Here is a 12,129-nt window from a genome sequence, read left to right on the forward strand (position 1 = left end):
CCCGGGCGCGCAAGCAGGCCGACCTGCCCTCCGTGTCGATGCCGGACGTCTACAAGCACCCGACGATTCGAAGACTTGCAGCCGCCCTCGCCAACACCACTACCGACACCAAAACCAGGCCTGCCTCGCAGCCAACTCCGGCGGCTCTCATTGAGCCGCCGAGGCGGGCGCGCAATGGTGAGTACGTCCTTTGCGGGGCGTTGCAGCTCCTGTTCCTCCTCGGCTACCCCGCCCTTACCGCGATCGTCGCGGTGAAGGGCTACGCATGGGCCTCGTCCAGCCCGAACCCGGTCGGCATCTACCTGCGGGCGGTCGCGTACGGCGGCGCGATGTTCCTCGGCCTCTGCGCCCTTCCGATCCTTCTCAAGTGGCTGCTTATTGGCCGGTGGAAGCCGCAGCAGATCCGCGTCTGGAGCATGGCGTACTTCCGCTTCTGGCTCGTCAAGACCCTGGTGCAGCGGAACCCGATGGCGCTGTTCGTCGGTTCACCGCTCTACGTGCTCTACCTGAGGGCACTGGGCGCGAAGGTCGGGCGCGGCGCCGTCATCTTCTCCAGGAACGTGCCCGTGTGCACCGACCTGCTCAGCATCGGCGACGGCGCGGTGATCCGGAAGGATTCGTTCTTCAACGGCTACCGGGCCCACAACGGCATCATCCAGACGGGCGCGGTCAGCCTTGGCAAGGACGCGCTCGTCGGCGAGATGACGGTGCTCGACATCTGGACCTCACTGGGTGACGGGGCCCAATTGGGGCACTCCTCCTCGCTGCACGCCGGACAGACCGTGCCCGACGGGGAGCGCTGGCACGGCTCCCCCGCGCAGCCGACCGACGTTGACTGCCAGCGGATCCCCACGATGGACGTCACCACCCGGCGACGGGTCGTCTTCGCGACCGTGCAGCTGGTGAACCTGCTTCTGGTGGGTACGCCGCTGATGTTCGTCATCGTGGTCCTCGCGCTCACGAAGATCCCGCAGCTCGTCACGCTGTTGGCCGCGGGACCGGTCTCCTTCACGAGCTGGGCGTTCTACCGCGACGACGCGCTGGTCATGTCCGCCGTGCTCTTCTTCGGCGCCGTGCTCGTCGGCCTCGTGTTCGTGGGAACCGTTCCGCGCGTGCTGAACCTCTTCATCAAGCCGGACAAGGTCTACCCGCTGTACGGATTCCACTACTGGATCCACCGCGCGATCGCCCGCACGAGCAACAGCAGGTTCCACGTAACTCTCTTCGGTGGCACCTCATACATCGTCCACTACCTGCGTTGGCTGGGCTACGACCTTCGCGGGGTGCGGCAGACCGGTTCGAACTTCGGCGAAATGGTCAAGCACGACACCCCGTTCCTCAGCGCGGTCGGCAGCGGAACGATGGTCGCGGACGGGCTGTCCGTCATCAATGCCGATTACTCGAACACGTCTTTCCGGGTGTCCCGCGTGTCGATTGGGGCAGAGAACTTCCTCGGGAACATGATCGCCTATCCCGCGCAGGGCAAGACGGGCGACAACTGCCTCCTCGCGACGAAGGTCATGGCTCCCCTCGACGGACAGGTGCGGGAAGGCGTGGGCCTGCTGGGCGCGCCCAGCTTCGTGATCCCGCGGTCGGTCAAGCGTGACAAGCAACTCGACCTGGGGAGCAAGGACGAGCTGCACCGCCGCCTCCGGGCCAAGAACGTCTACAACACCATCAGCATGGCGCTGTTCCTGCTGGTGCGCTGGATCTTCATCTTCATCGTCACCGTGCTCTACCTGGCCGCCATCGACCTCTGGGGCTCCCTGGGTGCGCTCGCGTTTGCACTGGCCACCGCCGGGGTCTTCGTCTTCACCGTCGCCTACAACGTCCTGGTCGACCGGCTGGTCCGGCCGCTGCAGGCCTTGCGGCCGCAGGGCTGCTCGATCTACGACCGCGCCTTCTGGCGGCACGAACGCTTCTGGAAAGTGAGTTCCCTCGCCTATGTCCTCGTCTTCAACGGCACCCCGCTCAAGAACGTGATCTGGCGGCTGCTGGGTATGCGGATCGGCCGCCGGGTCTTCGACGACGGCCTCCGCGTGCCCGAGCGGACGTTCACCACGATCGGGGACGACTGCACCCTCAATGTGGACACCATCATTCAGTGCCACTCGCAGGAGGACGGAGGATTCAAGTCGGACCGCATCGTGATCGGTGCTGACTGCACGCTCGGTGTCGGCGCATTCGTCCACTACGGCGTGACAATGGGCGACGGCGCGGTGCTTGCCACCAGCTCCTTCCTCATGAAGGGCGAGGAAATGCCACCGCACGCACTGTGGGGCGGGAACCCGGCCAAGAAGATGCGCGAGCAGTCGGCTGACCTTTCAGGTGCGCAGGATCAGCCTCGACGACTGCGCCGCCGTGCTCGTCCGCGGCGACTGACACCCGGCAAACGTGCATCGTAGGGACGATTCGATGGACAATCGGATTGAAACCGGCCGGGAGTTCTGGCGGGCTGTCCTGCGCGCGGGCCGCGCGACCGCGATCCCGCGGTGGACGCTCGACCCGGCACCGGGCGTCGCCGAGCACGTCGCGACCCTTGATGACGACCTCGCGGCAGGCGTGCGCCGGCCGGCCTATGAGCTGGAGCTGCCGCTGCACTCGGCGGCGCCGGCCGCGCACGCGAAGGTGCTGGCGGCGCTGTCCGGCGAGCAGGACGTGGTGATCGGCTACGCGGCCGGGCCCGGTGGGCGGCCGCTGCCCCGCCCGCTCACGACCGAAGCCCGCTCCTGGCGGTCGCTGCTGCAGGACACCGCTCGGGTCGAGTCGGGACCTGCTACAGCAACAGGGACTTCGCGCTGGACGAGTTCAAGCGCGAGCCGGGCGTGGCCGGGCCGGCGTTCGAGACCGAGTTCGACCCGATCGGTGCGGCACGTCGCTGTCGGCGGTGCGGCTGGCGATCGCCCTGGACCGCGCAGTCTCCCTAGAGGACCTCACCCACCACCCGGTCCTCGCCGATCTGGCCGTGCTGGTCGACGACAGGCTCGAGACAGCACCGGGCGTGCCATGTGTCACCGAATCGGTGGCTCCTTCCTGAGTGGACATCGAGGAACCAAGGAGAAACGAGATGTCGTCCTCTTCCCAGGCGGCGCTGCTCGAGGTGGACCTGCGACCCGGCAAACCGCCGATCCTCCACACCAGGCCTGCCGACGACGCGGTGCGCTGGGCAGCCGAGCACCGCGTGGCGCTGCGCGCGGTGGTCGCCGAGCACGGATCGGTCCTCGTCCGCGACCTCGGGCTGCGCGACGCGGCCGAGACCGTCGCCGTCTTCCACCAACTGGCCCGCACAGGTGTGATGACCGAGAGAGAGGCCTTCGCCTCCCGGCGGACCTACGCAGAGGGCGTGTACTCCTCCTCGAAGTGGCCGCCGAACCAGCCGATGTGCATGCACCACGAACTGAGCTACCGGCTGGAGTTTCCCGGCCTGATGCTCTTCGCGTGCCTGTCCGCGCCCGCCAAGGGCGGGGCGACCGGCGTGGCGGACTCGACGGCCGCGCTCGACGCGCTGCCCGGTGACCTCGTTGAACGGTTCGAGCGGGAGGGCTGGATGCTCGTCCGCAACTACAACGAGGAGATCGGCACGTCGGTCGCCGAGGCGTTCGGCACCGAGGACCGTGGCGCGGTCGAGAGCTACTGCCGCGCCAATGCCATCGAGTTCGAGTGGCAACCCGATGGAGGGCTGTGCACCTGGCAGCGCCGCAGCGCGGTGGTGCGGCACCCGGTCACCGGGCGGCGCTGCTGGTTCAACCAGATCGCCTTCCTCAACGAGTGGACGCTCGACCCCGAGGTGCACGAGTTCCTAGTCGACACCTACGGCGCCGAGGGGTTGCCGTTCACCACCCGCTTCGGGGGCGGCGACCCGATAGGCGAGGACGTCGTGCAGCTGCTCAACGAGGTGTACAAGGCCAAAACCATGCGGGAGCCCTGGCAGGCGGGCGATCTGATGCTCGTCGACAACATCCGCAGCGCACACAGCAGGGAGCCCTTCACCGGACCGCGTGAAGTCCTGGTCGGGATGGTCGACCCGGTGCGCCTGGCCGACTGCTCGCCGACCGTCAGGTGAACGCCGGATGACCACGTCCCTCGTGCGACCGTTGGCGGTCGTCTCCGGTGCCCAGGTCCACCGCGCGAGCTGTCGAACCCCCGCGTCCAGCGCCCAGGCGATCCCGGCCCTGCCCTCGGAGACGAGCCGGCGCAGGGCAGGGGGCTGGGATTCGTCGGCTGCCAGGCAAAGGCGACAGAAAGGAATCCGCCGAAATGATCACCCGATTGCCGGACCTCGTTGCGAGATCCGCCCAACGCAACTCCGGTGCGCCCGCCCTGACCGCACGGACGACCACGGTCTCCTACACCGATCTGCACGAGCGGACGGAGCTCGCAGCCGCCGGCCTGCGCGACCTCGGCCTCGATGGTGGCGAGCGCGTCGCGGTCTTCCTCGACAAGAGGATCGAGACCGTCGTGGCGCTGCTCGCCTGCTCGCGGGCCGGTGGCGTGTTCGTCCCGGTGAATCCCGCGCTGCGGGCCGGACAGGTGAGGCACATCCTCGACGACTGCGCCGTGCGGGTACTGGTGACCTCCACGGACCGGCTGCGGACCCTGCGCGCCGAGCTCGCCGCCTGCAAGTCACTCTCCCACGTCCTCGTGCTGGGCGACTGGCTTGTTGAGGACGAGGAAGCCCCTTACCGCGTGCTCCCATGGTCGATGGTCGCCGAGGGCGCGAGCCAGGCCGTGTGTCCTCCGACGGGCGGCGTCGACACGGATGTGGCCGCGATCCTCTACACGTCGGGGAGCACCGGGGCCCCGAAGGGCGTCGTGCTGTCGCACCGCAACCTCGTCGTCGGCGCGGAGAGCGTCAGCACTTACCTGAACAACACGGCAGAGGACCGAATCCTGGCCGTTCTCCCGCTGAGCTTCGACGCCGGACTGAGCCAATTGACGACCGGCTTCTGCGTCGGCGCCCATGTGGTGCTCGCCAACTACCTGCTGCCGGGGGATGTCGTCCGGCCGTGCGCGAAGCACCGCATCACCGGGCTGGTGGGCATACCGCCGCTATGGATCCAGCTCGCAGCCCAGACGTGGCCGTCCGAGGCCGTGGCCGGGGTGCGCTACTTCGCAAACACCGGGGGGCGACTCCCGCGCGTTACCCTGGAACGACTGCGAGCGATCTTCCCGACCGCAGCGCCATACCTGATGTACGGCCTCACAGAGGCGTTCCGCTCCACCTACCTCGATCCCCGGGAGGTCGACCGGCGGCCCGATTCGATCGGCAAGGCCATCCCGAACGCCGAGATACTCGTGGTCCGGGAGGACGGCGGCCTGTGTGGTCCGGGAGAGCCGGGTGAACTGGTGCACCGAGGTCCGCTTGTCACGTTGGGTTATTGGAATGACGCGGAGCGCACGGCCGAGCGGTTCCGGCCGCCGCCGAACCGTCCGGTCGAGTTGTGTACGCCCGAGCTGGCGGTCTGGTCCGGCGATGTCGTCGTCCGCGACGAGGAGGGCTTCCTGTACTTCGTCGGACGGCGTGACGACATGATCAAGACACGGGGATATCGGGTCAGCCCGCAAGAGATCGAGGAAGTGGCGTACGAGACTGGCCTGGTCCACGATGCCGTCGCGCTCGGCCTCGAGGACGAGGCACTTGGCCACCGGACCGTCCTCGTCGTGACACCTTGCGATCCCGCCGGCTTCGACCCGGCCGCGGTGACCGCACGCCTGCGGCAGGAACTACCCGGCTACATGGTGCCCGCCGAGGTGGTGGTTCTTGATGTCCTGCCTCGAACGCCGAACGGCAAATTCGACCGGGCATTCCTTCGCCACGAGCTCACCGCCTCCCGCCCTCAGGACCCCGCATGACCGCAGGCTCTTCGCGCACAGGCCCGCGCCTAAGGGATGACGGCCAGTCCCACAGCGTTCCTCGGCCATTCGACACCGACGGAGGTGTCGGTGTGGCGCAGGCCGCCGGGTCTGAACGACCGATGAGGAGAAGCCATATGACTCGCTCGCCAGAGATCTCGCAGGCGATTTTCGAGGACGTCAAGGCCGTCGTGGTGGTCACGCTGGACATCGAGGACCAGGCCGATGACCTCGGGCCGGAGACGGGACTGTACGGCAATCTTCCTGAGCTCGACTCGCTCACCGTCGTCAAGCTCATCGTCGCATTGCGGAAACGGTTCGGGATCGAGATCGAGATCGACGAGATCGTCGGTGACACCTTCGAAACCCTCGGGCGGCTCGCGGCCTTCGTGGAGTCCAAGGTGCGCTGAGAGGCGCTCCGCGGAGTCGAGTACAGGGCGTGTTTTCAATGTGCTGGTCACAGCCACTCATTGATGACGGCATTGCGGACAGTCGCCTCGTAGCGGACGGTGAGCTTGTCGTACCGCGTGGCGACCGCACGGTGCCTTTTGAGGCGATTGATGCCGCACTCGACCGCGTGGCGCTCGCGGTAGTCGACCGCGTCGAACTTCGGCGGGCGTCCGCCGCGGTAGCCGCGCTCCTTGCGGTCGGTGATCTGATCGTGCTTCTCGGGGACGTGCACTGGATTTGGCTTCGCCGCAGATAGGCGCGGTTCGCGCGGGAGCCGTACGCCTTGTCCGCGCGGACCTTGTCCGGCTTGGTGCACGGACGGCCCGGCCCGAGCCGGCGCGACCTGCCCCTCGGACCGCTTGGAGGAGGTGGAGCGCACGAAGGCGGTACGGCGCGGCAGATACGTCCGTACGCAGCGGGGGTTGCCCTCGGGTTCGACGGCGACCCAGTCGCCGGTGCACACGACCCGCAGGGGGCCGTGCGGGGTGACGAAGGCGGTGTCGGCGCGCAGCGGCCCGTCGGCGGTGACCACGTCGCACTGGCCTTGGTCGACGCGGACGACGCGCCCGGCGATCAGCCCCGCCGCCTTAGCCCGCCGCCTCAGCGGCCGGTCAACACCTTTTTTTCCGGCGGGTTCAGCTCACCGTAGTGCAGCGCGCCCCGTTCACCGTGAAGGCACGCGGCTGCGCGTTGCTGCCGTGCCAGGAGGAGAGGAAGCCGACCGTGAACGTGCCGTTCGCGGCGACCCGCTTGTTGTAGTCGGCGGCCTTCACGGTGACCTCGGGGCCGTCCTGGGCGTAGGTGCCGTCCCACATCTGGGTGATGCGCTGGCCGTCCTGGAACGTCCAGCCGATGCGCCAGTCGGCGAGCGCCCTGGTCGAGGTCACCGTGACCGTGGCCTGGGCCTGGAAGCCGTCCGGCCACTGGTTCACCACCTCGTACTTCACCCGGCACGTCGGCGGGGTGGCCTTGTCGGGGCCGGAGGCGGTGGACGGGTCGTCGACCGGGCTCGTCGACGTGCCCTGCGGTTCGGTGTCGGAGTCCCCGCTCCTCGTCGCGCTGTGGGAGCCGGCCGGACGGGAGGTGGCGGAGGCGCCGGCCGTGCCGTTGCCGGCGGACGGGCCGCGGGGCGACGAGGACAGCCCCGGTGCGGTGACCGACTGGCCGGTCACCGCGCTGCCCGCGGTGGTGTCGTCCCCGTCCGAGCTGCCCAGTTGCAGCAGCGAGACGGTGAGCGCGAGCGCGGACACGATCACGGCGGCGGCGAGGATCCCGGTGCGGCCGATCCGGGACCGTGCCTGGTCCCCCACGGTGATGCCCCGGTCCGTGCCCGCGTCCGCGCGCCCGCCGGTCAGTCCGGCCTCCGCCGCCCGGCGGCGCCGCTCCAGATAGGCGAGCCCGCCCCAGCCGATCACCCCGCTCGCGAGTGCGGCGGGCGTGCCGCCGCCGTGCAGCCTGAGGCAGGCCGCCGCCTCCGCGCACTCCACGCAGGTCGCGAGGTGCCGGGAGAGGTCCTCGGGCGTCTCCGCGCCCGAGGAGCGGGTGACCGCGTCGAGCAGCCGGGCGTAGCTGCGGCAGTCGGGGTCCATGGGCGTGTCGAGGTGGTTGCGCTGGCAACGGTCCCGGAACAGGGCCCGTACCTGGGCCAGTTCCTCGGCGGCGGACGCCGGGTCCAGGCCGAGCCGGCGGGCCACCTCGGGCAGCGGCAGCGCCTCGACCTCCGCGAGCCACAGCAGGGCCGCGTCCGCTTCCTGCATGTCCTTCAGGCCGCGCAGGGCGAGCGGGCGCTGGAGGGGCGGCCCGGTGTAGCGGGCGGCGTGGTCGGAGTTGAGCCACAGTCGCAGGTCGGGGTCGAGGTGGTGTCCCCTGCCCTCCGTCTCCCAGGCCGCGGCGGTGGTGCGCACCGAGGTCAGCAGCAGGGGGATCCGGGGCAGGCGTGGCACGCGGCGCCCGGTGGCCTTCCCCTGGGCCTGGCCCGCGCGGACCTCCTGGATGCCGTGGGAGAAGGCCTCGGTGGCCAGCTGCCTGCCGACGGCCGAACCGGACGTGCACAGGTCGGCGTACGACAGGACCGCGTCCCAGCACTCCGAGAACAGTGCGGCCTCGGCGGCGTCCTGGGGGGTCGGCAGGTCGGGCATGGGGGGCTCCTGCGTCAACTGCTTCCACAAGCCAAGCCAACTCACCCGAGAGACAAGGGAGTTGAGGGTCGCCTCAACGACAGGCCCAGAGCCTTTCACGACTCCCACACAACTGACAAGCGGCGTATTCAAATGCCGTTGCCGGTGGTTGCGCGCTGTGGAGTTGTACGACCACGACCCCGCTGCGACTCAGCGCGCGGGGCCCGTGATCGCATTGTTACGCATGTGCCGGTTCTTCGACCTTTTCGCCCACGGCTTCGTCCGCCGGGAGACTGTCCATGAACGAACTGACGGAGAACACCGCCCGGCCCGGGCCGGGCGGGCCGTAGCCGGGGGGCGAGGACAGCCCGAAGTCGTCCATGGTGGCGCGGTAGGCCTCCAGCAGCCGGATGTGGTACTCCAGCGGCGCGCCCTGCGGGTTGGCCTTGCCGAGCGGGGTCGTGGGCTCCGGGCACCAGGTGGTGAAGCGGGGCGTGATGCCGTGCGACATGAAGAAGCGCAGGCCCTCGGTGGTGGAGGCGATGGCCTCGTCGACCGTGGCGAAGCCGAAGGGCTCGGCCATCTCCACGCCCGCGACGAAGTTGGGGATCACGTTGCGCGCGCCGAAGACCTCCGCGGAGTCGAGGATGCGCCGGTGCCACTCGTCCCGGCCGACGTAACGCTCCTTGCCGGGGCAGTAGAGCTCGAACAGGCGGCGGTCCCACACCTCGAAGTTGGGGTGGTAGATCTGGACGCCGTAGTCCTTGAAGCGCTGTACGTCGTCCTTCGGCAGCGCCTGCGCGACCACCTTGCCGATCCAGCGGCCGGGGAAGCGCTCCTCGATGGCCTTGGCGTAGTGCCCGTAGAAGTCGGCCTCGTCACGGCCGGCCACCTTGGAGGTGATCGCGCCGCCGGTGAGGGTGTAGGCCGTGGACGCCTTCTGGGCGTCGTAGCGGTCGATGATCTCGAGCGCCTCCAGCACCTCCTCGACGTCCTTGACGCCCGTGTACGGCCGCCCGGCCGCCTTGTGCTGGCGCCAGTTGTGGTTGATGTCGCAGTACTGGCACTCCTCCTTGGCGCCGAAGTACTGGCAGACCCGGAAGACGGTCAGATAGATCAGGTAGCCCCACTGGATGGTGGGGGCGACCTCCATCACGGACTTCCCGTTGGAGAGGGTGTGCCGGTAGTACTCCGGCATGGGCGGCACGCCGACGTCCGCGATCCGCCTGCCGTCGAGGTACAGCCCGAGCAGGCCCTCGTCGTCGGCGGCGACCCGGTACGGCGAGGCGGGGTTCACCCGTACGGAGACGACGGTCCGCCGCAGGTCGTAGGGGCCGCCGGTGAGGATGATCTCCTCGGGCGGACGGCGCAGCGCGGCCTCGCCCAGCTCCGGCAGGGTGCCGTGGTCGAAGGAGAAGATGAAGTACGACTTCGGCTTTACGTCGCCGGCGGCCTCGTTGGCGGTGTCACTGAGCGCCGACTGGTCGAAGGCGACTCCACCCCGCAGCAGGTCCTCCTTGAAGACGGCCTCCCGCGGCACGTGCGGGAAACGCTCCATCAGGTCCTCGACCAGCGCGGTGCGACTGTCACCCATCCCGTTCTCCTCGCTCCCGGCGTGCATTGCTCGACTCCTCACGGTATGCCTCCGCCGGACGGCCGGACGTGCCGGGTCCCCGCCCGACGCACACGTTGCCCACTTCTGCCGCTTTTCGCCCTGTTCGCAGGTCGGGTTCAGCATGCGAACGGGGCTTGATCACCCAGTGCCGTTCGGCTGGGATTCCGGTAGCCACTGGCATTCCCCGGGGAGGGACGACGGCATGACCGAGACCGTGACCAACTGGGCCGGCAACATCACCTACGCCGCCAAGGAACTGCACCGCCCGCACTCACTTCAGGCGCTGCGCTCGCTCGTCGCGGACAGCGCGGCCGTGCGGGTGCTCGGCAGCGGGCACTCGTTCAACGAGATCGCCGAACCGGGCGCCGACGGCGTCCTGCTCTCCCTCGTCGCCCTGCCGGACGAGGTCGACGTCGACACGGCGGCCCGCACGGTGCGCGTCGGCGGTGGAGTCCGGTACGCCGAGCTCGCCCGGGTGGTCCACGAGCACGGGCTCGCGCTGCACAACATGGCCTCCCTGCCGCACATCTCGGTGGCGGGCTCGGTGGCGACCGGCACCCACGGCTCGGGCGTCACCAACGGCTCGCTCGCCTCGGCCGTGCGCGAGGTGGAGCTGGTCACCGCGGACGGGTCGACGGTACTGATCTCCCGGGGCGAGCCCCGGTTCGACGGTGCCGTGACCTCCCTCGGCGCGCTCGGCGTGGTCACGGCCCTCTCCCTCGACCTGGAGCCGTCGTACGAGGTCGAACAGCACGTCTTCACCGAGCTGCCCCTGGAGGGCCTCGACTACGAGACCGTGGCGGCGACCGCGTACAGCGTGAGCCTGTTCACCGACTGGCGCGCCCCGGGCTTCAGGCAGGTGTGGCTCAAGCGCCGCACGGACCAGCCGCTGCCCGACTTCCCGTGGGCCTCCCCGGCCACCGAGGCGATGCACCCGGTGCCGGGCATGCCCGCGGTCAACTGCACCGAACAGTTCGGCGTCCCGGGCCCCTGGCACGAGCGGCTGCCGCACTTCCGGGCGGACTTCACCCCGAGCAGCGGCGCCGAGCTGCAGTCCGAGTACCTGCTGCCGCGCCCGTACGCGCCGGCGGCACTGCAGGCCCTCGACGCGATCCGGGCGACGGTCGCCCCCGTGCTGCAGACCTGCGAGGTGCGGACGGTTGCCGCCGACGCGCAGTGGCTGAGTCCGGCGTACGGGCGGGACACCGTGGCGCTGCACTTCACCTGGGTCGAGGACACGGCGGCCGTGCTGCCCGTGGTGCGGCGGGTCGAGGAGGCGCTGGACGGTTTGGAGGCGCGGCCGCACTGGGGCAAGATCTTCACTCTGCCTCCGCAGGTGCTCCGCGAGCGCTACCCGCGGCTGGAGGACTTCACGGCGCTGGCGGCGGAGCTGGACCCGGCGGGCAAGTTCCGGAACGCGTTCGTGCGGGAGGTTCTCGGCTTTTGAGACAGGGGCGCGGCCGACTTCCCCGACTTCCTAAACCCCCTTTCCTAAGCCTTGTAGAAAGCCCGGTCCCGGCGTAGCAGATCGTCCTGTCCCCCATCCCCACCGACCCGGTGTGCCTCGGAGCCGCGACCTTCGCCCTCGAAGGCGCGCTCCAGTCGGTCAGCCAGAGGCCCAGAAGCGCCACCCTCACGAGGAGCCGTACCGCGCCACCTTCATGACGACGGAAGGGACGCACGTTGACGCGCACCAGCAGATCCACGATCCGTTCCCCCCGCAGATCCGTCCGCGCGACAGCCGCAGCCGCACTCGCTGTCACGGGCGCCCTGATCTCCGCCCCACCCGCGGGCGCCGCCGAACCCCAGGCGGCCGAGGTCTCCCCGCACGCCGCTCAGAGCATCGACAACATCGGCGCCTCCGGTGCCTGGTGGGTCAACGACCTCCAGCACTTCTCGCCGGCCGTCCAGGCCCGGGTCGCGGGGCTGCTCTTCTCGAAGGAGGGCCTGGACCTCAGCTCGTACCGCTACAACATCGGCGGTGGCGGCGTCGCGGTCACCACCCCGGCCCGCGCCGCCGAGGACTTCCTGAACGCCGACGGCACCTATGACTGGAACAGGGACAAGGGCGCAACACCACCGGCACGGCGCTGA

The 12,129-nt window shown here is 69.5% G+C and carries 9 protein-coding genes and 3 pseudogenes; 8 read left to right on the forward strand and 4 right to left on the reverse strand.

Annotated features, from left to right (window positions below; genetic code table 11):
* The 5 genes from AB0N14_RS15825 to AB0N14_RS15845 form a co-directional block, all read left to right on the forward strand.
* Nucleotides 1-2,405, forward strand: a 2,405-nt coding sequence (locus AB0N14_RS15825) for a Pls/PosA family non-ribosomal peptide synthetase (protein ID WP_366026227.1), incomplete at its 5' end; no start/stop codon positions are given.
* 482 nt (nt 2,406-2,887) lie between these two features.
* Nucleotides 2,888-3,037: a hypothetical protein gene (locus AB0N14_RS15830; protein ID WP_366026228.1), complete on the forward strand. Its 150-nt coding sequence runs from the start codon at nt 2,888-2,890 to the stop codon at nt 3,035-3,037.
* A 30-nt stretch (nt 3,038-3,067) separates the two neighbouring features.
* Nucleotides 3,068-4,063, forward strand: coding sequence for a TauD/TfdA family dioxygenase (locus AB0N14_RS15835; protein WP_366026229.1), 996 nt, complete (start codon nt 3,068-3,070; stop codon nt 4,061-4,063).
* Nucleotides 4,064-4,257: 194 nt separating this feature from the next.
* On the forward strand, nt 4,258-5,853 hold the full coding sequence (locus AB0N14_RS15840; protein ID WP_366026230.1) for an acyl-CoA ligase (AMP-forming), exosortase A system-associated: 1,596 nt from the start codon (nt 4,258-4,260) through the stop codon (nt 5,851-5,853).
* A 137-nt stretch (nt 5,854-5,990) separates the two neighbouring features.
* Nucleotides 5,991-6,263, forward strand: coding sequence for an acyl carrier protein (locus tag AB0N14_RS15845; protein ID WP_366026231.1), 273 nt, complete (start codon nt 5,991-5,993; stop codon nt 6,261-6,263).
* Between the two features lie 47 nt (nt 6,264-6,310).
* Here AB0N14_RS15845 and AB0N14_RS15850 read toward each other — a convergent pair.
* From AB0N14_RS15850 to AB0N14_RS15865, 4 genes and pseudogenes are all read right to left on the reverse strand, one after another.
* A pseudogene (locus AB0N14_RS15850) lies at nt 6,311-6,627 on the reverse strand (transposase); the annotation flags it as partial.
* 16 nt (nt 6,628-6,643) lie between these two features.
* A pseudogene (locus tag AB0N14_RS15855) lies at nt 6,644-6,907 on the reverse strand (GTPase RsgA); the annotation flags it as partial.
* A gap of 31 nt (nt 6,908-6,938) precedes the next feature.
* A complete protein-coding gene (locus AB0N14_RS15860) occupies nt 6,939-8,441 on the reverse strand; it encodes a cellulose-binding domain-containing protein (protein WP_366026232.1) in 1,503 nt (500 codons plus the stop codon).
* Nucleotides 8,442-8,658: 217 nt separating this feature from the next.
* On the reverse strand, nt 8,659-10,014 hold the full coding sequence (locus AB0N14_RS15865; RefSeq protein ID WP_366026234.1) for a radical SAM protein: 1,356 nt from the start codon (nt 10,012-10,014) through the stop codon (nt 8,659-8,661).
* A 223-nt stretch (nt 10,015-10,237) separates the two neighbouring features.
* Between AB0N14_RS15865 and AB0N14_RS15870 the strand changes: the two genes are divergently transcribed.
* The 3 genes and pseudogenes from AB0N14_RS15870 to AB0N14_RS15880 all read left to right on the forward strand — a co-directional run bounded on the left by AB0N14_RS15870 (nt 10,238) and on the right by AB0N14_RS15880 (nt 12,129).
* Entirely contained in the window at nt 10,238-11,482 is a 1,245-nt protein-coding gene (locus tag AB0N14_RS15870; protein WP_366026235.1) for a D-arabinono-1,4-lactone oxidase, read from the forward strand.
* A gap of 62 nt (nt 11,483-11,544) precedes the next feature.
* Nucleotides 11,545-11,700, forward strand: a pseudogene (locus AB0N14_RS15875) (transcriptional regulator); the annotation flags it as partial.
* Between the two features lie 18 nt (nt 11,701-11,718).
* Nucleotides 11,719-12,129: a glycoside hydrolase gene (locus AB0N14_RS15880; RefSeq protein ID WP_366026236.1), complete on the forward strand. Its 411-nt coding sequence runs from the start codon at nt 11,719-11,721 to the stop codon at nt 12,127-12,129.

The organism is Streptomyces sp. NPDC051104, from assembly GCF_040682835.1.
Taxonomy (GTDB): Bacteria; Actinomycetota; Actinomycetes; order Streptomycetales; family Streptomycetaceae; genus Streptomyces; species Streptomyces cynarae.

What these genes read in the sequence shown, in the direction of transcription:
- AB0N14_RS15860 (WP_366026232.1), bottom strand. Translation starts at nt 8,441, where the DNA reads ATGCCCGACCTGCCGACCCCCCAGGACGCCGCCGAGGCCGCACTGTTC.
- AB0N14_RS15840 (WP_366026230.1), top strand. Translation starts at nt 4,258, where the DNA reads ATGATCACCCGATTGCCGGACCTCGTTGCGAGATCCGCCCAACGCAAC.
- AB0N14_RS15865 (WP_366026234.1), bottom strand. Translation starts at nt 10,014, where the DNA reads ATGGGTGACAGTCGCACCGCGCTGGTCGAGGACCTGATGGAGCGTTTC.
- AB0N14_RS15845 (WP_366026231.1), top strand. Translation starts at nt 5,991, where the DNA reads ATGACTCGCTCGCCAGAGATCTCGCAGGCGATTTTCGAGGACGTCAAG.
- AB0N14_RS15835 (WP_366026229.1), top strand. Translation starts at nt 3,068, where the DNA reads ATGTCGTCCTCTTCCCAGGCGGCGCTGCTCGAGGTGGACCTGCGACCC.
- AB0N14_RS15870 (WP_366026235.1), top strand. Translation starts at nt 10,238, where the DNA reads ATGACCGAGACCGTGACCAACTGGGCCGGCAACATCACCTACGCCGCC.